At 41.0% G+C, this 22,389-nt stretch carries 24 protein-coding genes; all 24 read right to left on the reverse strand.

The features are described from left to right. Window positions 1-17: 17 nt before the first annotated feature. On the reverse strand, window positions 18-809 hold the full coding sequence (gene spo0A, locus ACTQXY_RS00890) for a sporulation transcription factor Spo0A (protein ID WP_441657891.1): 792 nt from the start codon (window positions 807-809) through the stop codon (window positions 18-20). Between the two features lie 112 nt (window positions 810-921). After that, window positions 922-1,986 carry a SpoIVB peptidase gene (gene spoIVB / locus ACTQXY_RS00895; RefSeq protein ID WP_441657892.1) on the reverse strand — a complete coding sequence of 355 codons (1,065 nt, stop codon included), beginning with the start codon at window positions 1,984-1,986 and terminating at the stop codon, window positions 922-924. Between the two features lie 81 nt (window positions 1,987-2,067). Beyond that, window positions 2,068-3,744 (reverse strand): DNA repair protein RecN, encoded by a 1,677-nt coding sequence (gene recN, locus ACTQXY_RS00900; RefSeq protein ID WP_441657893.1) that lies wholly within the window; start codon window positions 3,742-3,744, stop codon window positions 2,068-2,070. A 37-nt stretch (window positions 3,745-3,781) separates the two neighbouring features. Continuing rightward, a complete protein-coding gene (gene argR / locus ACTQXY_RS00905; RefSeq protein WP_441657894.1) occupies window positions 3,782-4,231 on the reverse strand; it encodes an arginine repressor in 450 nt (149 codons plus the stop codon). 5 nt (window positions 4,232-4,236) lie between these two features. After that, the gene (locus tag ACTQXY_RS00910; protein ID WP_441657895.1) at window positions 4,237-5,049 is read right to left on the reverse strand and encodes an NAD(+)/NADH kinase; all 813 of its coding nucleotides are present in this window, start codon (window positions 5,047-5,049) and stop codon (window positions 4,237-4,239) included. A 16-nt stretch (window positions 5,050-5,065) separates the two neighbouring features. Continuing rightward, window positions 5,066-5,875, reverse strand: coding sequence for a TlyA family rRNA (cytidine-2'-O)-methyltransferase (locus tag ACTQXY_RS00915; protein ID WP_441657896.1), 810 nt, complete (start codon window positions 5,873-5,875; stop codon window positions 5,066-5,068). 13 nt (window positions 5,876-5,888) lie between these two features. Beyond that, window positions 5,889-7,763, reverse strand: a complete 1,875-nt coding sequence (gene dxs, locus ACTQXY_RS00920) for a 1-deoxy-D-xylulose-5-phosphate synthase (protein ID WP_441657897.1) — start codon at window positions 7,761-7,763, stop codon at window positions 5,889-5,891. Window positions 7,764-7,776: 13 nt separating this feature from the next. Next, window positions 7,777-8,667, reverse strand: a complete 891-nt coding sequence (locus ACTQXY_RS00925) for a farnesyl diphosphate synthase (protein WP_441657898.1) — start codon at window positions 8,665-8,667, stop codon at window positions 7,777-7,779. Then, window positions 8,657-8,875: an exodeoxyribonuclease VII small subunit gene (gene xseB / locus ACTQXY_RS00930; RefSeq protein ID WP_004613852.1), complete on the reverse strand. Its 219-nt coding sequence runs from the start codon at window positions 8,873-8,875 to the stop codon at window positions 8,657-8,659. The genes ACTQXY_RS00925 and xseB overlap by 11 nt, the downstream gene beginning before the upstream one ends. Then, complete coding sequence (gene xseA / locus ACTQXY_RS00935; protein WP_441657948.1) at window positions 8,859-10,079, reverse strand: exodeoxyribonuclease VII large subunit; 1,221 nt, start codon at window positions 10,077-10,079, stop codon at window positions 8,859-8,861. The genes xseB and xseA overlap by 17 nt, the downstream gene beginning before the upstream one ends. Before the next feature lie 9 nt (window positions 10,080-10,088). Beyond that, the gene (gene nusB / locus ACTQXY_RS00940; RefSeq protein WP_441657899.1) at window positions 10,089-10,487 is read right to left on the reverse strand and encodes a transcription antitermination factor NusB; all 399 of its coding nucleotides are present in this window, start codon (window positions 10,485-10,487) and stop codon (window positions 10,089-10,091) included. A gap of 135 nt (window positions 10,488-10,622) precedes the next feature. Beyond that, window positions 10,623-11,000: an Asp23/Gls24 family envelope stress response protein gene (locus ACTQXY_RS00945; RefSeq protein WP_441657900.1), complete on the reverse strand. Its 378-nt coding sequence runs from the start codon at window positions 10,998-11,000 to the stop codon at window positions 10,623-10,625. A 106-nt stretch (window positions 11,001-11,106) separates the two neighbouring features. Then, on the reverse strand, window positions 11,107-12,696 hold the full coding sequence (locus ACTQXY_RS00950; RefSeq protein ID WP_441657901.1) for a peptide chain release factor 3: 1,590 nt from the start codon (window positions 12,694-12,696) through the stop codon (window positions 11,107-11,109). Between the two features lie 77 nt (window positions 12,697-12,773). After that, window positions 12,774-13,445, reverse strand: coding sequence for a SpoIIIAH-like family protein (locus ACTQXY_RS00955; protein ID WP_441657902.1), 672 nt, complete (start codon window positions 13,443-13,445; stop codon window positions 12,774-12,776). Window positions 13,446-13,458: 13 nt separating this feature from the next. Beyond that, the gene (locus ACTQXY_RS00960) at window positions 13,459-14,016 is read right to left on the reverse strand and encodes a SpoIIIAG-related protein (RefSeq protein WP_441657903.1); all 558 of its coding nucleotides are present in this window, start codon (window positions 14,014-14,016) and stop codon (window positions 13,459-13,461) included. Next, on the reverse strand, window positions 14,006-14,335 hold the full coding sequence (locus ACTQXY_RS00965; protein ID WP_004613859.1) for a stage III sporulation protein AF: 330 nt from the start codon (window positions 14,333-14,335) through the stop codon (window positions 14,006-14,008). The genes ACTQXY_RS00960 and ACTQXY_RS00965 overlap by 11 nt, the downstream gene beginning before the upstream one ends. A 10-nt stretch (window positions 14,336-14,345) precedes the next feature. Continuing rightward, window positions 14,346-15,521 (reverse strand): stage III sporulation protein AE, encoded by a 1,176-nt coding sequence (locus ACTQXY_RS00970; RefSeq protein ID WP_441657904.1) that lies wholly within the window; start codon window positions 15,519-15,521, stop codon window positions 14,346-14,348. Beyond that, the gene (gene spoIIIAD / locus ACTQXY_RS00975; RefSeq protein ID WP_441657905.1) at window positions 15,518-15,904 is read right to left on the reverse strand and encodes a stage III sporulation protein AD; all 387 of its coding nucleotides are present in this window, start codon (window positions 15,902-15,904) and stop codon (window positions 15,518-15,520) included. Before spoIIIAD ends, ACTQXY_RS00970 begins: the two co-directional genes overlap by 4 nt. Window positions 15,905-15,915: 11 nt before the next feature. After that, complete coding sequence (gene spoIIIAC, locus ACTQXY_RS00980; protein WP_022250933.1) at window positions 15,916-16,110, reverse strand: stage III sporulation protein AC; 195 nt, start codon at window positions 16,108-16,110, stop codon at window positions 15,916-15,918. Window positions 16,111-16,122: 12 nt separating this feature from the next. Then, on the reverse strand, window positions 16,123-16,641 hold the full coding sequence (locus tag ACTQXY_RS00985; RefSeq protein ID WP_441657906.1) for a stage III sporulation protein SpoIIIAB: 519 nt from the start codon (window positions 16,639-16,641) through the stop codon (window positions 16,123-16,125). Window positions 16,642-16,661: 20 nt separating this feature from the next. After that, complete coding sequence (gene spoIIIAA, locus ACTQXY_RS00990) at window positions 16,662-17,591, reverse strand: stage III sporulation protein AA (protein ID WP_441657907.1); 930 nt, start codon at window positions 17,589-17,591, stop codon at window positions 16,662-16,664. A gap of 97 nt (window positions 17,592-17,688) precedes the next feature. Continuing rightward, window positions 17,689-19,779, reverse strand: coding sequence for a polyribonucleotide nucleotidyltransferase (locus tag ACTQXY_RS00995; protein WP_441657908.1), 2,091 nt, complete (start codon window positions 19,777-19,779; stop codon window positions 17,689-17,691). Window positions 19,780-19,980: 201 nt separating this feature from the next. Next, window positions 19,981-21,417, reverse strand: coding sequence for a pyruvate kinase (gene pyk, locus ACTQXY_RS01000; RefSeq protein WP_441657909.1), 1,437 nt, complete (start codon window positions 21,415-21,417; stop codon window positions 19,981-19,983). A gap of 26 nt (window positions 21,418-21,443) precedes the next feature. Continuing rightward, window positions 21,444-22,310: a DUF1751 domain-containing protein gene (locus ACTQXY_RS01005; protein WP_441657910.1), complete on the reverse strand. Its 867-nt coding sequence runs from the start codon at window positions 22,308-22,310 to the stop codon at window positions 21,444-21,446. Window positions 22,311-22,389 lie beyond the last annotated feature (79 nt).

Genomic DNA, 22,389 nt, shown 5'->3' on the forward strand with positions numbered 1-22,389 from the left:
TAAAAACCCCTGTATATTTATGCGTGCTTTTTTTCCAAGCGGATTGTATCGGATATCAAAGCGATAAATTCTGAGTTTGTCGGCTTTCCTTTTCCATTGCTTACCGTGTATCCAAATAGTTCATCTAAAATATCTAATTTTCCTCTACTCCAAGCCACTTCGATTGCATGACGGATTGCACGTTCCACCCTGCTTGACGTTGTACGATATTTCTTTGCCACTGTCGGATACAGTATCTTAGTAATTGCATTTAACACATCCATATCCTCAACCGCCATCATAATTGCGTCACGCAAATAGTGGTACCCTTTGATATGTGCTGGTATGCCAATTTCATGAATCATATTGGTCACTCTGTTTTCTAGACTTTCTTCACCAATGTCTCGCCTGATTTCCGGAACACCTCCCATACTTTTTTTCGTATATTTCATTTCTCTGTGTGTATCTTTAATTCTGTTTAATACCATTTCATTGTTAAACGGTTTCATAATGTAGTAGTTTGCTCCTCTTTTGAAAGCATCTTCTGTAATTCGTTCCTGTCCAACTGCTGTGATGATAATAAAATCAGGAGTCTTTTTCAAAGTTCTATCTTCCTGTACAAGCTCCATGACACTTAAACCGTCCATCTTTGGCATAATCAAATCTAATAATACGACATCTGGCTCCTTATTTTTTATAATCTGATACATATCCTCCCCATTATCTGCCTTGCCTACAAGTGTCAATTCCTCGTCATTACTTACAATTTCCTCCAAAATGTCCAAAATTCGCTCATTATCATCAGCAATTGCCACATTTAACCGTCCCACTTTGTTGCCCTCCTACACTTTCAATCTCTGTTTCCAGCCACAAATCCTATTATATCTTCGGTCATTTTCAGGCGCAAGCGAATGTCGTCGTAATATTTCGACATTTTCTTTTTTATTCTATATTTTTCAACATATTTTCTATGAATATTCCGTATCCTTTTGTCGCATCTTGGACAAACACGTGAGTTACTGCGCCGACAATTTTTCCATTTTGTATAATGGGACTTCCACTCATCCCTTGCACGATTCCTCCTGTCAGCTCCAATAATTCTGGATCGGTCACTTCCAGAACTATCCCTTTATTTATTTCTTTGCAAAATAAATCTATTTTTGTAATTTTTACCTCATAATCTTTCACTGCTCCATCGACCGCACAACGAATCATCGCTTCTCCTGTCTGAATTTCCTCTTTTTTGCCAATTTCCATTGGAGTTTGTTCAGAAAAAAGAGAACCAATTTTATCTACCGTCCCGTAAATTCCTGACTCTGTATTTTTTGAAATTTTCCCTAATACATTATATCGATTATAAACAATGATCCCTTCCATACCTCCGGGATTTCCACTTTTTCCCTTTTGAATATCTTTTATACTTGTCTCATATAGTGTTCCATTTGTAATATCAAGCAATTCATTCGTATCCACATCATGAATTCCATGCCCCAACGCTCCAAATTCACTGTTTCCCGTCAAAAATGTAATTGTACCAAGCCCCTGTGCATTATCCCTTATCCAAATACCAAGTTTATATTCTTTTTCTGTCACTTTTACAGGTCGTATCTTTACTTCAATCACTTCTTTGGACCTTCGAACTTTCAATATTACCTCTTCTTTTGTAAGATGCTTCACTATTTCCAATAATTCCTTTTTATTTGAAACGGGTTGCTCATTAACACCAACAATATAATCTCCCTCTTTCACCAAATGCTTGGCAGGCTCATATTGCAGACCATCCGCTCCTTCAATCGTCTCTGTTCCAAGAACCATCACTCCATCTGTCTCCATATAAATTCCGATTGGCATTCCTCCTGGTATCAGTAAATCATTGGACACTGTCTGAGAGCTGACCTCTTCTTTTAAATACAATCGGTTTACACTCTGTATACTAAGTCCGCCTCCCACAAATATTCCAAATAGTAATACTATGACTAAAAATCTTCTATACCAGCGCTTTTTCATATCACATGTCCTCCTACTAAAAAACAGATGCTAAAATGCATCTGTTTTAGTATGTGATATTTTTTGTTTTTCACTCTGGTATTATTTTGTACGTTCTGCCAATTCTTTCATCTCCGCCGCACTTTGCATAACAGTATCGGTGATCTTTGCACCTCCAAGAATTCTGGCAAGCTCTTCAATTTCCTGCTCTTTACTTAATCGGAAAATTTTACTTTTTGTGACACCATCTTCCACCTGCTTTTCAATCGCATAATGCGCATCCGCCATTGCAGCAATCTGCGCAAGATGTGTAATGCAGATCACCTGATGATTTCGTCCGATAAAAGACATCTTTTCAGAAACCTTCTGAGCGGTTCTTCCGCTGATTCCCACATCAATCTCATCAAAGATCAATGTCTCTATCTGGTCTTTCTCAGCCATCACACTTTTAATTGCGAGCATGATTCTTGACAGCTCTCCTCCCGAGGCAACATCTCCGAGCGCTCTCACCGGTTCTCCCGGATTCATGGAAATCATAAATTCAACTTCATCTGTCCCCTGAATTGTATAAGTCTCCAACTCCCGGAACACAATTTCAAACTGTGTATCTAAAAAATTGAGATCGCGAAGTCCTTTTTGAATTGCTTCTGCAAGCTTTGCGGATTGTTCTTTTCGCAGTAAAGACAACTGCCCGGAATAGCATTTTACTGCTGCTTCGGCATCTTCCATTTTTTTGTGCAACTTCGCCAGATAATCATCGTAATCCTGCAGTTTTAATAGCCTTTCCTCTTTTTTATCACAGTATTCTAAAATCTCTTCGATTGAATTTCCATATTTTGTCTTCAAACGATTGATCTCATTCAATCGTGTCTCCACTTCAAAAAAAGTCTCTTTCGAAAAATCAAAAGACATCTTGTAATCTGACAATTCTCGGTTGAAATCATTCAAAAGACTGTCTATCTCTGCAAGCTGCTGAAACATCTCCTGTGCCTGCTCATCGCAGCCTGCCGCCTCCTGCATACAGCGAAGCGCCCTGCTGATCGCCTCGCTTGCCGTCTCTGAGTTCGTTCCACCGGTATACTCATATGCCTCTTCCAAATTTCCCACGATTTTCTTTCCATTCGTCATACGGCGATATGTTTCCTCCAGCGTCTCATCCTCCTGTCTTAAAAGCTTCGCCTGTCTGATCTCCTGAATTTCAAACTCTAAGAACCCGATCTCCTTATTGCGTTCCTTTTCATCTGTCAACGCCTCTTCAAGCTCTTCTTTCTGCTCTTTGTAAATCAAATAAGCCTTCGCAAGCTTTTCTTTCACCTGCTTAATGTTCTCTTTTGCAAATGCATCTAAAATTGTCAGATGATTTTTTTTATAGAGCAAGGACTGGTGCTCATGCTGTCCATGAATATCGATTAAAATCGACGCTGCGTCTTTTAAAAGCGCAATTGGAACCGTCTCGCCATTGATCTTACTGATGCTCCTCTTACTCATAAGTTTTCTGCTAAGAACAACAACCCCATCTTCCGGGAAAACATCTTTTCTTTTCAGCGCCTCAGCCTGTGTCTTATTTTCCACAAAAAATGTTAGTTCCACATATCCATATTCTGCACCCTTTCGTATGATATCAGCGGAATATTTTCCTCCCAATGCAAGATTGACAGAACCAAGAATAATTGATTTTCCGGCACCTGTCTCCCCTGTCAAAATATTCAGCCCCTTTGTAAATTCCACTTCAATCTCATCAATCAATGCAAGATTTTTCACATACAAATTATGTAACATATTCTTTCTCCCAGACTCTCTTTTGACACATCTTGTCTTACATTACAATTTTTCTGATTTTGTCCATCACGTTCACCGTATCATCTGTCGTCCGTATTGCACACATAATCGTGTCATCTCCTGCAATACACCCAACTACTTCATTCCAATTCATCGCGTCAATTGCCGCCGCCACTGCCATTGCCATGCCGGAAACAGTTTTTATCACCAATATATTCTGTGCCATGTCCATGGACACATATCCATCCTTTAAAACCCTCATATATTTCTCGCTCATCGCCGTTTCAGGTGTCTTCAAAATCGTATATTTCTGTCTTCCGCCCTCAATTGGAACCTTTGTCAGTTTCAGGTCTCGGATATCTCTGGAAACTGTTGCCTGTGTCACCTGAAATCCCTCCTGATTCAAGCGCTCTGCCAGCTCCTCCTGTGTCTCGATATTATGCTTATTGATGAGCTCAACTACTTTTGCATGTCTTTTTCCTTTCATTTTTTTCAGCTTCCTTTCATCTTTTTCCTCAATGTCTCTAAAAAGCTTATTTTGCTCAGCTTAAAAAGTTTTGTGGTATCGTCCGCCCTTCTTATGACAATCTGATCCCCTGTATATATTTCAATCGTCTGTTCTCCATCAAACGAAACTGCTGCAATCTCTGTCCGGTTATCTCTTCCTTTTCCAATTTCCACAACAATCTCATCCTCAGCCGACAACACGATGCTTCTTGTATTTAAAGCGTGAGAACAGATTGGTGTCACAACGATCATAGATGCGGTAGGTTCTACAATCGGACCACCGGCAGACAAATTATATCCGGTCGAACCGGTTGGGGTAGAAATAATCACTCCATCCGCCTGATATGAATTCAAAAGTTCTCCATTCACGTAAATATTAAAATGAATGATCCGAAGAGCTCCTGCTCTTCCCACAACAATATCATTGAGCGCTACATCTTCCTGACCTCTATTCAGAACTCCTTTGAGCATCATTCTTGCCTCAATCTCCGGAGTCTCTTCAAAAAGCTGCTCCAGTGCCTGCTCAATATTTTGCACTTCCACTTCTGTCAGATACCCAAGCGTTCCCAAATTAATGCCAAGAAGCGGTGCTTTGCAGGCACGTAATTCTCTTGCAGCACGAATCAAGGTCCCATCTCCGCCAAGTACCAGAACACACTCGGTATCTTTTGGTACACACTTGCCATCTGACGCTACAATACACTGTCCGCCGTGCTGTTCGATATATCGCTGAATCCGATGTGTTGTTGCAAGCTCCCTGTCTTTGCTTCGGTTTGTAATGATATAAAACTTCTCCATCTTCTATCCTCTATTTTTATTTTGCCAATGCGGAAAAGGCATTCTCCACAATCTGCTTCCAGGCAATCTTCACATGTTCGATTGTATCTGTCTGTTCTGTTTTCTGCAAATACACAAGATATTCGATATTTCCTTCCGGACCTTTGATTGGAGAAAAGTCAAGATTTAACACTGAAAATCCGATAGACAGTGCATAGGACAGCACCATCTCAATCACTTCATAGTGCGTACTTTTTTCACGTACTACCCCCTTCTTTCCTACCTTTTCTCTTCCAGCCTCAAACTGCGGCTTGATCAGTGCCACGATCTGACCCTCCTCTTTCAGATAATTACGAATCGGAAGCAATACCTTTGTAAGTGAAATAAAGGATACATCAATCGAAGAAAAATCAATTTCTTCTCCCAGATCTTCCGGTGTCACATAACGGATATTCGTCTTCTCCATGCAGATAACCCGCTCATCCTGTCTTAATTTCCACGCAAGTTGTCCTTTTCCGACATCAATGGCGAACACTTTTCTTGCCCCGTTTTGCAGCATACAGTCTGTAAAACCTCCGGTCGAGGCGCCCACATCTGTGCAGACTTTTCCTTCCAGACAGACGTCAAAATTTGCAACCGCCTTTTCAAGCTTCAAACCTCCGCGACTTACATATGGAAGTGCATGACCTTTAATCTCAATCTGAACTTCATTCGAAAATGTTGTCCCTGCCTTATCCTCTCTTTGCCCTTCCACAAACACATTACCGGACATAATGATCGCCTTCGCCTTTTCTCTGGACTCTGCTAAATTTCTTTTTACCAGTAATACATCTAATCGTTCTTTCATATATTCTCCTAAATCATATGTTTTTCAATACATCATATGCTGTGACAATCTTCTCCACAATCGAATCCGCATCCAGATGCACTTCTTTTCTCAACAATTCTACATTACCATGTTCCACATACTCATCCTGAATACCATTTTGCAATACGCAGACACCCAAGCCCTCCCTTGCAGCATAATTGGCAATCTTCTCGCCATATCCACCATCTAAAAGGCCTTCCTCAATCGACACAAAAAGTCTGTGTGCTCTGCTCATCTGTTTCAAAATATCCTGATCAAACGGTTTGACAAAACGTACATTGATCAGACTGCAATGATATCCCTTTTCTCTTAGCTGCACACACACTGCCTCCGCTGTCTCCATCATATGACCAACAGCGAAAACGGCGATGTCCTGTTCCTCATAAATAACCTCACTTTTTCCATAGACAATCGGCGCCCGGAATTCTTGCAGTCCGTCATACGCCATTCCTCTTGGATATCTGAGGGCGATCGGTCCTTGAAATTCGATTGCAAATCGGATCATATCCGCAAATTCCCATTTATTTTTTGGGGACATCACCGTCATATTTGGGATCCCACTTAAATATGCAAGATCAAAAAGTCCTTGGTGTGTCTCCCCGTCATTTCCGACAAGTCCTGCCCGATCTATCGCAAAGACGACCGGCAAATTTTGCAGACAGACATCATGTATCATTTGATCATACCCCCTCTGTAAAAAGGAGGAATATACAGCAAATACAGGTTTTAACCCTGCTGCCGCAAGTCCTGCTGCAAAAGTAACCGCATGTTCTTCTGCAATTCCGACATCAAAAAATCTGTCCGGATATTTCTTTGCAAACGGTGTCAGGCCTGTCCCGTCTTTCATCGCAGCAGTGATTGCAACAAGTTTTGGCTCTTCCTTTCCCATCCTGTACATCACCTTTGCAAAAATATCGGTATATGTGTCTTTGCCTCCTGAAGTTTTCTGCTGTCCAGTGGCAATATCAAACGGACCTGTCCCATGAAATTTGGAAGGCATCTTCTCCGCCGGAAGATAGCCTTTTCCTTTTTCCGTCAAGACATGGACAAGTACCGCATGGTCAATCTTCTTTGCTTCCTGAAAAATCTTATATAATTTTTTGATATCATGACCGTCGACAGGTCCTAGATAAGTGACTCCCATATCTTCAAACAACATTCCCGGCACAAGCAATTGCTTGATACTGTTTTTTGTCTTTCGAATATGTGACACGATCTGATCTCCAACACACGGTACTTTCTGTAATGTCTTTTCTACATTTTTCTTCAAATCTGTATAGGCATGTGCTGTGCGGATTCCATCCAGATAATTCGACATTCCTCCAACATTTTCAGAAATCGACATCCGATTATCGTTTAATACAATAATAAAATTGCTCTTCAGATGAGAGGCGTTATTCAACGCTTCATAAGCCATACCTCCGGTCAGAGAACCGTCTCCGATCACTGAGATGACCTGATAATCTTCTTTCAGTATCTCTCTTGCCTCCACATATCCCAGTCCTGCCGAGATTGAAGTAGAACTGTGTCCCGTATCAAATGCATCACATGCACTCTCTTTTCGTTTCGGGAAACCGCTCATCCCCCCGTACTTGCGCAGATCATCAAATCCTGCTTTTCTTCCTGTTAGAATCTTATGTGTATATGCCTGATGTCCCACATCCCATATAATTTTATCTTTCGGAAGTGAAAATGCCAAATGCATCGCCATCGTCAGCTCCACTACACCTAGATTGGAAGCCAAATGTCCTCCCGTTTTACTGATCTTTTCAACCAAAAACTGACGAATCTCTTCTGCCAGCGTATCCAATTCACTTTCCTTTAGTTTTTTAATATCATCCTCTTTTTGAATTCGCTCCAATACCATAAGAGCACCCCTTTTATTTTTCTCTGTAAATTAATTCTTTTAAAAGCATCTCCAAAAATTGATTTTCCCCTGAAATGCTGTGTAATAAATGAATCGCTTCCATGGAAAGTCTCTCCACAGCCTCTTTTGCGTTTTCAATTCCAAGCAACGTCACATATGTCGTCTTTTCATTCTTTTCATCACTGTGAATTGGCTTTCCAAGCACTTCCACCGTGCTTGTCACATCCAAAATATCATCCTGTATCTGAAAAGCGATTCCCACATATTTTGCAATCTGTTCTATCTTTTGCACTTCTGTCTTCGAAGCGCCGGCAAGCACTGCCCCGATCATCATAGAGCTCTCGATCAGAGCACTTGTCTTCAGCTCATAAATAAAATCCAACACTTCTTTGGAAACAGTTTGTCCTGCACTCTTCACGTCTACTACCTGTCCCCCGATCATACCGTAAATTCCGGCTTTCTCAGAAAGGACTCGCATCGCCTGACCAATCTCTATACTCTTTTGCGGACACATCGTAAACGCCTTTACAGCCGTCTCAAAGGCAAAATTAAGAAGCGCATCTCCCGCCAGAATCCCCATTGCCTCCCCGTACACAACATGTGTAGTCTTTCTCCCTCTGCGGTAATCATCATTGTCCATCGCGGGAAGATCATCATGTACAAGTGAATACGTGTGGATCATCTCAATCGCTGCCATAAACGGCTCAATGAGTTCCTCATCACCGCCAAACAATACATACGTCTCTCTCATCAGCATCGGTCTGAGACGTTTTCCACCGGCTAGAAGACTATACTCCATCGCCTCCATGATCTCTTTTTGGAGACCTTCTTTGACCGGCAGATATTTTTTTAAAATCTGTTCTATCGCTGTTATTTTCCCGATTCTTTCTTCCTTAAAATTCATGCTCTTCACCATCTTTATCCAATATCATTACTTTTTTCTCAATCGTCTCAATCTTATCATTACATATCTTCAGCAATTCCATTCCTTCATGATACAATTGAAAAGAATCCTCAAGCGAAACAGCTTCTCCCTCCAATTTTTTTACTACTTCATCTAACTGTTCAAATACGTCCTCCAGAGTCTGATCTTTTTTATTTTCTGCTTCCACAATGTTCCTCCTTATGCGTATCTTCTACTCTTGCTTTGATCACACCATCTGTCACATACACATTCAATGTCTCTCCATTTGCCGTATCTGCGATTGTCTTCACCACTTTGCCATTTTCCGTTGAGATATAAGCAAATCCCTGATTCAGCTTTGCCAATGGCGAAAGTCCTTTTATACGCTCGATATAAAAAGCAAATCTGCGTTTTTCATCGTCAATCTTTCTTTCCATCGTCTGTCTGAACCGTTCTTCCAATTCCACGGTTCTTTGCTGTTTGTCCCGCAGTTTATTCCTAGGATGCAGATACTTTAATTGCAGTGCATACTGCCCGATTTTCATTTTTTCCCATTCCGCTTTCTGACGTATTGCTTTGCGTATCTTTATTCGATATTCTTCAACTTCGTTTAAAAATGTCTCGTATTCGAACACCGCAAGTTCAGCCGCCGCAGAAGGCGTAGGAGCCCGCAGATCCGCCACATAATCTGCAATAGTTGTGTCCGTCTCGTGCCCCACCGCTGAAATAACCGGAATTCGACATTCAAAAATAGCTCTCGCAACAATTTCTTCATTAAATGCCCAAAGATCTTCTATAGAACCGCCACCACGCCCTACAATGATCAAATCTACTCCTTTTTTTTCAAGTGCCGCAATTCCTTCCGCAATACTTGCAGACGCGCCTTCGCCCTGAACCAATGCCGGATATAAGAGTAACTGCACATAGGGATTTCTTCTGCCTGCAACATTGATAATATCCCGAATTGCCGCACCTGTAGGCGCCGTCACAATACCGATTGTTCTTGCAAACTTCGGAATTGGCTGCTTGTATTCCTCAGCAAACATTCCCATCTCGCCCAATTCCTGTTTCAATGCCTCGAATTTCTCATAAAGCGCTCCGGCTCCGTCGAGAATAATCTCTTTTGCATACAATTGATACTTTCCATCTCTCTCATATGTGGTTACATTGCCAAGCACGATCACCTGCTGTCCTTCCTGCATCCGAAAAGGCAAACCACCTCTCTGTCCCGCAAACATAATACACGCAATCATCCCGGACTCATCCTTCAGTGAAAAATAAATATGCCCGGATGTGTGATATTTACAATTTGACACTTCTCCTTTCACATAGATCCGGTTCAGCATAAAATCTTGCGTAAACATATTTTTAATATAAGCATTGACTTGTCCGACAGAATACACATTGCGCATCATATCACCTTATTCCGCCAGTTTCGCCAACACACCATTGACAAAAGCCGGTCCCTCATCACTGCTATATTTCTTTGCAAGTTCTACCGCCTCATTGATTGCCACACCAATCGGAACTTCTTCATCCCATTTCATCTCATAAACTGCAAGTCTTAAAATTGTCAAATCGACCCGATTCATACGAGATGTTTTCCAGCCTGTCGTATACTCATTCAAAAATTTGTCAATCTCTTCCTTTTTCTCGACAATTGCTCTGTATTTATTTAAAATATAAGTCTTATCTTGTTCATCAACTCCACCAATCAATTCAAAATAGAGGTCCTCTTGTTCTTTCATCTCTTCTTCTCTATTAAATTCTATACGGAATAACATTCTAAAAATGTGTTCCCTAAGTTCTGATCTATTCATTTTTCTACCTCTTTATTCTTTGGATTTTCTATTCTTTTGCATTTTTGTTTATTATACTACATGTGATTCCCTCTTGGCAACTAAAAAGAGTGGAGCTAAAACTCCACTCTGTTTCCCCTCCTAGTCTTTGCAGGACTAACTTTCCATGTCTACTCCGGCCACACGGATATTCACATCTGCGACTGTCAAGCCTGTCATATTCTCAATCGAAGCTTTTACTTTCTCCTGTACCTTCGCCGAAACATCCATGATGCTGTAGCCATACTTCAAATTCAGTGCCAGAATAACTGTTACTACTCCTTCCAACACATCCACTTTCACACCTTTGGATAAGGATTTCATCCCAAGCTTACTAATCAACTCTCTTGTTGCATTCCCTGCCATTGAAGCAACACCTTCCACTTCCATAGCTGCAAGTCCTGCAATAATCGCCACAACCTCATCTGCGATCTGTACTTCTCCAAGATTATCGTCTGTTTTTATTGTATAGCTATTTCTTTCGTCTTTTCCCATGATTCAAAACCTCCTAGTCTGGATTATCCTCTCTTTCCAAGAGATGGAATTATCTCTTGTTATTATAACAAATTTATATCCGTTTGCAAATAGGGAAATTTCTAAACTATTTTCCAAACTCAGATAACTCCAATCCCTCGTTACGCTCCAGTGTCATACGTATACTCCAGCTGTTCACAAATAATAAAAGTGGTCTGTCTTTTAAGTCCTTAATCTTCTTCATATCAGAAGTACCCACAATTTTATCCAAGTCAATTTCTTTATTCTCGATCCAACGGATATGTTCATATGGTAGCGTATCCATTCGAATCTCCACATTATATTCATTTTCCAAACGATATTTTAACACATCGAACTGCAGAACACCTACCACACCTACTATAATTTCCTCCATACCAGTATTATATTCCTGAAAAATCTGAATTGCACCTTCCTGTGCAATCTGATTGATTCCTTTGATGAACTGCTTACGTTTCATCGTATCCACCTGGCGTACTCTGGCAAAGTGCTCCGGTGCAAAAGTCGGAATTCCCTCATATGCAAATTTCTCAGGAGAATTGGTAAGCGTATCTCCAATTGAAAAAATTCCCGGATCGAACACACCGATGATATCCCCACCGTATGCTTTTTCGATCATCTTTCTTTCACTTGCCATCATCTGCTGTGGCTGAGAAAGTCTCACTTTTTTCCCGCCCTGAATATGAAATACATCCATTCCAGCTTCGAATTCTCCGGAACAGATTCTCATAAACGCGATTCTGTCACGGTGAGCCTTATTCATATTCGCCTGAATCTTAAATACAAATGCGGAAAATTCCTTTTCTGTCATAGGATCAATAACTCCTTTATCCGAGATTCTCGGGAGGGGAGAGCTTGTCATCTGAAGAAAATGCTGAAGAAATGTCTCCACACCAAAGTTTGTAAGAGCCGAGCCAAAAAATACTGGCGACAATTCTCCTTTGCTCACAAGTTCCATATCAAATTCCGCACTCGCACCGTCTAACAGTTCCACTTCATCCGTAAGCTGAGCCAGCTGTTCTTCACTGATCATTTTCTCCACTGACGGATCGTCCAATGCAATCTTTTTTACTTCCCCGATAGAAGTTCCTTTTCGTGTATCGGAAAATAACTCTATCTCTCGGTGTTCCCTGTCATATACGCCTCTAAATTCCTTTCCGGAGCCAATCGGCCAATTGACTGGACATGTCGCAATTCCAAGTTCCTTTTCAATCTCGTCTAACAGATCAAACGTATCTCTTGCCTCACGGTCCATTTTATTGATAAACGTAAAAATCGGAATATGACGCATCACACATACCTTGAATAATTTTCTCGTCTGTGCCTCCACACCTTTCGATGCATCAATAACCATGACGGCAGAATCTGCCGCCATCAATGTACGATACGTATCTTCCGAGAAATCCTGATGTCCCGGCGTATCCAAAATATTGATGCAATATCCACCGTAGTTGAATTGGAGCACTGAGGAAGTGACCGAGATACCTCTTTCTTTCTCAATCTCCATCCAGTCCGACACCGCATGCTTGGCAGTCGCTTTTCCTTTCACCGAACCTGCCTGATTGATTGCACCACCATATAATAAAAACTTTTCCGTCAACGTTGTCTTTCCTGCATCGGGATGCGATATGATCGCAAACGTTCTTCTTTTCTTTATCTCATCTGTAATTCCTGACATAATAATCTCCTGTTTTTTGTTATTCTATACATACTTATTTAGTCTATCACAAGTAATATCTCTCTGCAAACAAAAATCTATTCATTCTCAGAATTTTTCTCTGCCCCTTTTTGCGCACTGTCTTTACTGTATATCGGTGTGATGACAATATTTTCCGGAGCAATTTCTGCTTTTCTTGTGATAATATCCTCAATCTGAGCACGGTTCGCATCTGTCAGTTCCGCACTGTTTACTACCACATCAGCAGTCTCTGCTGTCAGACTTACTACTGTATCTGAAAACCCTTTCGATGCAAGCATCGTCTCGACCGCCGCCTCTTTTTCGGCGAGTTCCGTCATCGCAATCATCTGGTTGATCGCATCTTGTTTCTGTTCATCTGACAAATTTGCATTATCTATAATCTCAAGCAAAGTTTCTTTATTTTTTGCACGCACCTGCTCTCTTGTCACCTTCGCTTCCGCAACAACTCCTGTCACATCTCCATTGGTAAGCACTGCTTCTCCCGGTGTTCCTTCTACCGTTCCGTCTGCCACTTCCTGATCCTGACTTTCAATATCACCGGCAGTTTCTTGTGCTCCATCTTCCGAAGTAATGTCAAGCAGCTCCTGATTTGCAAGTTCACCATTTGTCGCCTCTGCTTTTCCTGACTCGCCAAAAATGCGGCCGGAATAATTCAGGTATCCGGCAACCGCAATCATAATCGCGAGTGTTGTGATAATAATCTGGTTTTTCTTGAATAGACGTTTCAAAATGTAACTCCTCCTAATTTGTTTGATTTCGTTTCATTACTTTAATTTTATGTGTGTCTACATCAAATAATGCTTGGATTGCTTCTGTAATATTTTTTATGACAACTGCATTTCCACCCCCTTCTGCAATGACAACAACCCCCTCCACTTTTGGATTGACTTCTTTTGTGACATATGGTGTCTGCTCACCTCCGGATGCGCTGTCGTACACCGTCGTCTCACTGTCCTGCGCTTCCTTTGTCTCACGTTTTCCTCCCTGTTTGTCGCTTTCTGTGACAGTCTGACTGTTTTTTGCCTGATCCTTCTCAATAATTTTTTCCGATGAAGACTGAAACGTCACCATCACCTTTACGTTTCCCACCCCCTCTACTTCCCGCAACACCTCTTCTAGTTTTCTCTCCACTGCTTCCTCGTACTCATCCTCGTAACTATTTTCTGTTCCCGCCTCGACAGGCACATCTTTTGTCTTTGTTTTTTTTACCGGCATTGCAATGACAATCAGAAGAATCCCAACCAAAAGCATGAGCATCAATTGATTTTTTTTTAGTTTCCATTCAAACTTAGTTTTCAATCTGAATCTCCTCCACTTCGATTTCATCTGTCTCTTCTTTTCCTACATCTTCAAGTGACATTCCCTCCAGATATTTGGTTGCCTCTTCGATTTCTCTGATCTTTTGCTGATATGAGGCATTATGATACAATTCCGAAAATGTCGTTTGCATTCCGATTGCTTTCATAATTGGTTCTGAAAGCATCACAATCAGAATCAATCCGGTAAAAAAACGAATATACTTTTTATAGCTGTGATTCGGAATAATTTGGATGATAGCTGTAATCAGAATCAGATAAAATGCAATATTCTGTAGCCATTGATAAAAAAACGCAATCAATTTTTCCCTCCTAACCTGCCATAGTGGTCGCCGTCACTACTGCGATCGTCAATAAAAAAAGTACCCCGGTCGTAAATATAATGCGAAGCAGCATCTGAGATCCATCTGCAATACTGCTGATACAGCCTACTATTCTCTTATCCGAAACAGGCTGTATCATTGCGGCAATCAATTTATACAGCAGAGTCACTACTGCCATCTGAATAATCGGAACCAGACAGATTCCAATACAGACCAGTGCTCCCGCAACTCCGATCCCATTCTTAATCAATATCGCTGTCCCTAACATCACCTCCGTCACCCCTCCAATCGCATCTCCAACAACCGGTATCGCCTCCGCACTTCTTCCCACCACACTTCTTTTCAGTGAGTCAATTGCTGGACTCAAAAGTCCCTGTATAATATTTACCCCTGTCACGCCCGCAAGCAGTGTCTTTAGCGTCCATGCAATCACCGTCTCGCAAAGCTCTGCAAATTTGGAAAGATAATCTTCCTCCGACAAATTATTCATAACTTTTACCACAATATAGACTTGTACAAATGGAATCAAAAAATTTAAAATCACAAGTTCAACCAGATAAATCAAGAGCAGTACCAGATTGTAAAACAAGATGGAAGTGCTACTTCCTGCTGCAAAAGCAACTGCCAGAAAGTAGACAGGTCCAAGGACTTTCATAAACCCGATCAGACGCTCTAGATTCTCACTTGCCGACACGATCAAAATACGAAACGAATTAAGCCCAATCGTGATTAAAAGCAGATATAAAACATAAAAGCTGATTTCCGATATCTGTTTATTTTGAAATACATTGGAAAAATTGGTAAATACTGCTGCCACAATTACAATAAGGAGAATATGAACCATTCCGGCTTTGCTGCTCTTCCATTCGTAAAAAAATTGATCTGATATCATTTCACCAATCACTTGCAGCGAGGGTTCTGTCTCTCCATTTAACATCCCTTTTATCAGATCCTGAAAGTCTGTTTTCTTCTCCGGAAAAATATCATCCAGCAAATCTTCAATCTCTGAGAATTCAAATTCTTCCCAAAGTGTTTCCTCCGCTTCCTTCTGAAGTTCAGCTTGCTCGTCCTTGTTTCGGATTTCTGTCGCATGGACCGTTCTCGGAAAGAAAAAGCAACCCAAAATGACTATAAAAATACAGAGTCTTATTCCTTTCCCTCTCATGACAAAAATTCCTGTATCGTCTGAAGTAAGGCGAGTAAAACCGGAAGACTCATGACCAGAATGGTCAGTTTTCCAAAAATCTCAATCTGAGAAGCAATCGTCTGATATCCGGTATCCCGACAGATTCCCGAAGCAAATTCTGCGATATAAGTGACACCCAGCATTTTGATCAAGGTGCCAACATATGAGGTATCCATGTTAATATGTCCGCTGATCTGCCTTATCGTATCAATAATTTCTTCCAATTGTCCAACAATGCTTAAAAAGATAAAAACACTAATTGCCACACTTATATAAATTCCATATTCTGTTTTTCCATTTTTGAACTGGACTGCAAGAAGTGCCCCCATCACTCCAAGAACCCCTGCTTGTACAATACTCATTGAAAACACCCCTATAACGAAAACAGTCTCTTGATTGATTCAAATAGTTCATAAATATAAGGAACAATCCAAAACAACACGAGTAAAAGTCCGGCAAAGCTTGTCAGAAATGCCTGTTCTTCTCTTCCACTATGTTTTAATACCTGACTCAGCACCGAGACTAATATTCCCACAGCAGCAATTTTAAAAATTAAATTTACACTCATCTTCGCCTCCACTTATATCAGAATAATTACAAGGAAAATTCCCCCCATCACTCCAAGACAGTTACATAGTCGCTTTTTCATAACTAGTTCCTCTCTCGCTTTTTCAATTACAAATGAAAGCTGTTCCAAATACAAATCAATTGTTCCTAGCTGCATCTGCTCATCTAAATATCCCATTTGCATTCCGATTGCTTTCAATTCCTCCTTATCTTTGCTTTTCAATTGTGACTTTATCAGACATTGGTCAATAGACTCTGTCCACAACTGAAAGAAGGTAGCTCCTGCTTTTTCCTCTATCTGTCTCGCCAAATAGAGCAGCCATTCACCCTGCGCGCCTTCCATTCGCCTTCCAATGTGAGAAAACGCTTCTGAAAAAGGAGCTTTCGTATATTGGATTTCTCTTTTCAGCATCCAAAAGAGCTGCTTTAGCTGTTCTAGTTCTCTCAAATACTTTTGTAGTTCAATTCCTTTTGTCACTCCGATGCCTCCGCTTGCAAAAATAATCAGAATTGCTCCCATGATTCTTTGCATTCTTCCACCACCTTCCGTACTCACTTTTCCTGATAGAGCAAGCTTCCATTCTCACCATAGACTGCCTCGATACCTCCAATCTGATATCGATTGCTCAAAATCACATAACGCTCAAACCGTCTTTCTTGAACCAGCTTTTCAAAAATTGGTTTTCTTTGTATTTCCTCCATTGAATATCCATGTGCCGTCGCCAACATCTTGCACCCACAGTGCATTGCATATTCAATTGCATGCACATCCTCCTGAGCACCAATTTCGTCTACCGCGATGACTTGTGGAGCCATCGAGCGAATCAACATGATCATCCCTTCCGCTTTTGGGCAGCGATCTAAAATATCGGTCCTCACTCCCATCTCGTTCTGCGGATTTCCAAGATAGCAGCCCCCCAGTTCCGAACGTTCATCGACAACCCCCACTGTACAGCCTTTCACCCACATATTTCCGTCCGACACCTGCCTGATAATATCGCGAAGAAGTGTCGTCTTTCCACATCTTGGCGGTGATATCAACAACGTATGATACATCTGTTTGTTGTATGTAATATACGGAAATATTTTGTCCGCACAGTTTTTCACTTCATGCGATATTCGTAAATTAATTGAAGATATATATTTCAAATTCTTTATCTTCCCCTCTTCCATAATTACCTGTCCTGCCATTCCCACCCTGTGTCCTCCTTCAATTGTAATAAATCCCTGTTTTAATTCATGCTCATAGGCATAGAGCGAATAGTTACTGATGTACTCTAATGTCTCCTTTATCTCCTCTTTTGTGACTATCACATCTTTCCACATTCTTTCTTTTCCCCGATATATGATGATCAACGGTTTCCCAATACGGAGTTTGATTTCCTGAATATGATCAAACAATATTCGTTCTTCTTCCAAACATTGTACAATCGGCTTTGCAAGAACCTGTACAACCTGTCGTTTTCTTCTTTCATCTTGCATCTTTGTCCACCTCTTTACAAATTATATGAAAAGAGATAAAAATTAGTACAAAAAAAGAAAAGTATTTCCGACTTCGAAAATACTTTTCTTTTTCTTTTTATTCTTCTACAACATCTTTCATGCTAAAGCTGATTCTTCCCATCTTATCTTTTCCAAGACAAACTACTTTTACTTTGTCTCCCAGCGTAAGAACATCTTCCACATGTTTGATTCTTTCTTTTGAAATCTTAGAAATGTGAACCATTCCTTCTTTTCCCGGTGCAAACTCGATAAACGCGCCAAACTCTTTGATGCTCACAACCTTTCCTTCAAATACCTGCCCAGCCTCAAAATCTGTCACGATCGTGGCAATCATCTTCATCGCCTCATCCATCTTCTGTGCATCAACACCACATACAGATACCGAACCTTCATCTGTGATATCAATCTTCACATCTGTTTGCTCAATGATTGCATTGATTGTCTTACCACGCTGTCCGACAACATCACCAATCTTTGCAGGATCAATCTGCATCTGGCGAATCTTCGGCGCATACGGTCCAACTTCCGCTCTTGGCTGTTCAATCGTCTTTGCCATTACCTCATCTAAGATATAAGTTCTTGCCTGTTTTGTGCGAGCAATCGCTTCTTCAATGATCGGTCTTGTCAAACCATGAATCTTGATATCCATCTGAATTGCTGTGATACCTTTGTGCGTACCTGCAACCTTAAAGTCCATATCTCCAAAGAAATCTTCTAATCCCTGAATATCTGTAAGCACAAGATAATCATCGTCTGTATCACCTGTTACAAGACCTGCTGAGATCCCTGCAACAGCTGATTTGATCGGTACACCTGCCGCCATCAGTGACATACTAGATGCACAGATACTTGCCTGTGAAGTAGAACCATTTGACTCAAATGTCTCAGAAACAGTACGAATTGCGTATGGAAATTCTTCTTCTGTCGGAAGTACCGGCACAAGTGCTCTTTCCGCAAGCGCTCCATGTCCAATCTCACGGCGTCCCGGTCCTCTTGATGGTTTTGTCTCTCCAACTGAGTATGACGGGAAGTTATAGTGATGCATATATCTTTTTGAAGTCTCTGCCTCATCTAGTCCATCAATTCTCTGAGCCTCTGACAAAGGAGCTAGTGTTGTGATTGTACAGATCTGTGTCTGTCCACGTGTAAACATAGCAGAACCATGTACTCTCGGAATGATGTCTGTCTCAGCAGCAAGCGGTCTGATCTGATCGATTGCTCTTCCGTCCGGACGTTTGTGATCTTTTAAGATCATCTTACGAACTGTTTTCTTCTGGTACTGATACAATGCTTCTCCCAAAATTTCAAGCCATTCTTCATTTTCTGCAAATGCTTCTTCCAATTTTTCTCTGATTACACGCAAGTTTTCTTCTCTCACCTGCTTTTCGTCTGTAAATACGGCTGCCTCCATCTCTTCTGGAGTTACAATCTCTTTCATAGCCGCAAACAGTTCTTCCGGGACAGCACAGCTTGTGTAAGCATGTTTTTCTTTCCCACATTCAGCAACGATTGTATCAATAAATTTGATTACTTCCTGATTCAATTCATGTGCTGCAAAAATAGCTTCGATCATCTTTGCTTCTGGAACTTCATTTGCTCCTGCCTCGATCATGATTACTTTGTCTCTTGTGGAGGCAACTGTAAGCTGCATATCAGATACTGCTCTCTGAGCTGCATTCGGATTAAATACGAACTCTCCGTCAATCATACCAACCTGTGTAGTAGAAGTCGGTCCGTCAAACGGAATATCCGAAATTGCTGTTGCGATTGCAGATCCTAACATCGCTGTCAGTTCTGGGCTGCAATCCGGATCAACAGACAATACCAAGTTGTTCAATGTCACGTCATTTCTGTAGTCTTTCGGGAACAACGGTCTCATCGGTCTGTCGATGACACGTGAAGTAAGGATTGCATTCTCAGACGCTTTTCCTTCTCTTTTGTTAAATCCTCCCGGAATCTTTCCTACCGCATATAATTTTTCCTCATATTCAACACTGAGTGGGAAAAAGTCAATTCCTTCTCTCGGTTTTTCTGAAGCTGTCGCCGTTGATAATACAACTGTCTCCCCATAGTGCATCAGTGCTGCACCATTTGCCTGAGCAGCAACTCTTCCCACATCTACACGAAGTGTTCTGCCAGCTAATTCCATCTCAAATTTTTTAAACATATTCTTCTCCTTTTTTTACACATTGGACGGGTTTTTCCGAAACTACTGAAAAATATACTTTTTTGTTTGAACAAATATCCTTTTCAGTGGTCTCGGCTATTCTACCCTGTCCGTAATCTGTAATATTGTATCATATAGACAGGGCAAATGTCAATCAGGGACAAGCGTTCTTAAAAACTCCTGTCCCTGTAATATGAGTACCTATTCTACAACTGCAATACGCATCATGTTGCTTATTCCTTCTTTTGCTACTCCTTCGCTTCTTGCCGGAATTCCTGCTGTCAATACAACAATGTCTCCTGGTTCTACAATTTGTTTTGCACTCACAAGATTGATAGCCTCTTCACAAATATCTTCTGTCGTCTCCAACTGAATTGATTTGATTGGATATACACCTCTGTAAAGCTGCATTTTACGAAGCGTCAGCGCACTTGGGCTCACTCCGATAATCGGTGCTTTCGGTCTGAATTTTGATACCACTCTGGCTGTTGCACCGGATACCGTCGGTGTGACGATACATTTTGCATTCAGGCTTGCCGCTGTTGCAACAGATGAGTAGCCAATTGCACTGGAAATTCCTTTTTTGCGATGTGCCTGTGCTTTTCCAAGAAGTGTCTCATAATCCAAATGCTCTTCTGTATTCTCGATAATATGAACCATCATCTGCAGTGCTTCTAAAGGATATTTTCCCTGTGCAGTCTCACCTGAGAGCATCACCGCATCTGTTCCATCATATACCGCATTGGCAACATCTGTCACCTCAGCTCTTGTCGGTCTTGGATTTCTCATCATAGAATCCAACATCTGTGTTGCTGTAATAACCGGCTTGTAGTTACTGTTACATTTTTGAATCAGCATCTTCTGCAAATATGGAACTTCTTCTGCCGGAATCTCAACTCCCAAGTCTCCACGTGCAACCATGATTCCGTCTGCACAGCGGATGATCTCATCAATATTTTTGATTCCTTCTGCATTCTCAATCTTGGCAATAACCGGAAGATGTGGTGCTCCACACTCTTTTAACAGTGCTTTGATCTCAAGCACTCCTTCTGCCGAACGCACAAATGATGCCGCAATAAAGTCAACCCCTTGTTCCACACCAAAAATAATATCCTGACGGTCTTTTTCTGTCAGTGCAGGAAGTCTCACCGGTACATTCGGCACATTCACACCTTTTTTCTGTCCCAGTTCGCCACCGTTAATTACACGGCAAATAATATCCGTATCTGTAATATTCTTTACTTCCAGCTCAATCAAGCCGTCATCAATCAAAATTTTCTTTCCAATTTCAACATCTTCTACAAGACCTTCATATGTGATGGAAACTCGATTTGCATCGCCTTCCACTTCTTTTGTAGTTAATGTGAATTTTTGTCCCTCTACAAGTGTCACTTTTTTATCATCTTTTATCACACCTGTACGAATCTCCGGTCCTTTTGTGTCCAAAAGAATCGCAATTGGTTTTCCAGCTTCTTCACGAATTGCTTTGAGCATATCCATTCTGCTTTTCTGTTCTTCATGATCTCCATGTGAGAAATTGAAACGGGCAATGTCCATTCCATTTTCGACTAATTTTTTCATTAATTCCCTGTCGTTTGTGTTTGGTCCCATGGTACAAATAATTTTTGTCTTCTTCATCTCGTTCTCTCCTGCCTTTTTTATTTCTATTTCACATGTTCATGCGTAAACAAATGGTCCTGACAATATTCGTAGTTCCCATTGCATTTTGAACAATAGCGAAATTCCAAATTTTCGTCATCAAGTTCCGTGCGTCCGCAGACTGCACATTTATGTTTTGCACCACCTTCATAGCGCTGCTCTCTTCTTGCTTCATGCACTGCTTTTTTATAAGCCTTTTTCCTACGAACCTCCTTCGGCGAATACCGTTTCATATTTCTTGTCGAAACATAGAAAATCAGGAAATTCAAAATGGATACCACTGCAGCCAATGCATTTGCCTTATAGACAATTCCAAATACGCTTCCTCCATATGCCGGCAAAAATGCCTGTAGAATCGCATATCCAAAATAGGCCGCATCCAGCCACGCCAGATATTTCACCTTAATCGGAATCACCATAAACAATAAGAACTGTTCGTTCGGATACAACGCTGCAAACGCAAAAAACAGTGACAAGTTCAAGTAAAACGTCCCAAGTGGGAATGATATTCCTGTTATCACATATACGAGAATCGCTGCCAGTATGTGAAACAGCACACCCGTCAAAAAATATAGATTAAACCGAAAAGCTCCCCATGCATATTCAAGCTGACGTCCGATCATATAGTATAAATACAGTGCAAACACCATAAATAATGCACTCGAACTTGGTGGCTGCATCAAAAATGTAACCAGCCTCCAGATCTGCCCGTGAAACACCGCTTCTATGTTCAGTGACAAATACTGATAATAGAATTCCGGAGCAACCAAACTCAATGCAAAGCCAACGGTATACAACGCAATCACATAAAACATCAGATTCTGAATTGCATATCGTCCAAACTTCCGTTCTAACTTGCTAATCCAATTCATAAAAATATAGCTCCTTTATTATTATTTTTACTTTCTCAACAACTAGTAGTAATTGTATCCTTACTAATTCAGTTTGTCA

The organism is Faecalimonas sp. LCP19S3_D12 (assembly GCF_052121495.1).
Classification (GTDB): domain Bacteria; phylum Bacillota; class Clostridia; order Lachnospirales; family Lachnospiraceae; genus Faecalimonas.

What these genes read in the sequence shown, in the direction of transcription:
- ACTQXY_RS00995 (WP_441657908.1), bottom strand. Translation starts at nt 19,779, where the DNA reads ATGTTTAAAAAATTTGAGATGGAATTAGCTGGCAGAACACTTCGTGTA.
- pyk (WP_441657909.1), bottom strand. Translation starts at nt 21,417, where the DNA reads ATGAAGAAGACAAAAATTATTTGTACCATGGGACCAAACACAAACGAC.
- recN (WP_441657893.1), bottom strand. Translation starts at nt 3,744, where the DNA reads ATGTTACATAATTTGTATGTGAAAAATCTTGCATTGATTGATGAGATT.
- ACTQXY_RS00970 (WP_441657904.1), bottom strand. Translation starts at nt 15,521, where the DNA reads ATGAGAGGGAAAGGAATAAGACTCTGTATTTTTATAGTCATTTTGGGT.
- spoIIIAD (WP_441657905.1), bottom strand. Translation starts at nt 15,904, where the DNA reads ATGAGTATTGTACAAGCAGGGGTTCTTGGAGTGATGGGGGCACTTCTT.
- argR (WP_441657894.1), bottom strand. Translation starts at nt 4,231, where the DNA reads ATGAAAGGAAAAAGACATGCAAAAGTAGTTGAGCTCATCAATAAGCAT.
- ACTQXY_RS01005 (WP_441657910.1), bottom strand. Translation starts at nt 22,310, where the DNA reads ATGAATTGGATTAGCAAGTTAGAACGGAAGTTTGGACGATATGCAATT.
- spoIIIAC (WP_022250933.1), bottom strand. Translation starts at nt 16,110, where the DNA reads ATGAGTGTAAATTTAATTTTTAAAATTGCTGCTGTGGGAATATTAGTC.
- spoIIIAA (WP_441657907.1), bottom strand. Translation starts at nt 17,591, where the DNA reads ATGCAAGATGAAAGAAGAAAACGACAGGTTGTACAGGTTCTTGCAAAG.
- ACTQXY_RS00945 (WP_441657900.1), bottom strand. Translation starts at nt 11,000, where the DNA reads ATGGGAAAAGACGAAAGAAATAGCTATACAATAAAAACAGACGATAAT.
- ACTQXY_RS00915 (WP_441657896.1), bottom strand. Translation starts at nt 5,875, where the DNA reads ATGAAAGAACGATTAGATGTATTACTGGTAAAAAGAAATTTAGCAGAG.
- ACTQXY_RS00985 (WP_441657906.1), bottom strand. Translation starts at nt 16,641, where the DNA reads ATGCAAAGAATCATGGGAGCAATTCTGATTATTTTTGCAAGCGGAGGC.
- ACTQXY_RS00925 (WP_441657898.1), bottom strand. Translation starts at nt 8,667, where the DNA reads ATGAATTTTAAGGAAGAAAGAATCGGGAAAATAACAGCGATAGAACAG.
- ACTQXY_RS00910 (WP_441657895.1), bottom strand. Translation starts at nt 5,049, where the DNA reads ATGGAGAAGTTTTATATCATTACAAACCGAAGCAAAGACAGGGAGCTT.
- xseA (WP_441657948.1), bottom strand. Translation starts at nt 10,079, where the DNA reads ATGCGCAATGTGTATTCTGTCGGACAAGTCAATGCTTATATTAAAAAT.
- dxs (WP_441657897.1), bottom strand. Translation starts at nt 7,763, where the DNA reads ATGGTATTGGAGCGAATTCAAAAAGAGGATGATATTAAAAAACTAAAG.
- nusB (WP_441657899.1), bottom strand. Translation starts at nt 10,487, where the DNA reads ATGAATAGATCAGAACTTAGGGAACACATTTTTAGAATGTTATTCCGT.
- spoIVB (WP_441657892.1), bottom strand. Translation starts at nt 1,986, where the DNA reads ATGAAAAAGCGCTGGTATAGAAGATTTTTAGTCATAGTATTACTATTT.
- ACTQXY_RS00950 (WP_441657901.1), bottom strand. Translation starts at nt 12,696, where the DNA reads ATGTCAGGAATTACAGATGAGATAAAGAAAAGAAGAACGTTTGCGATC.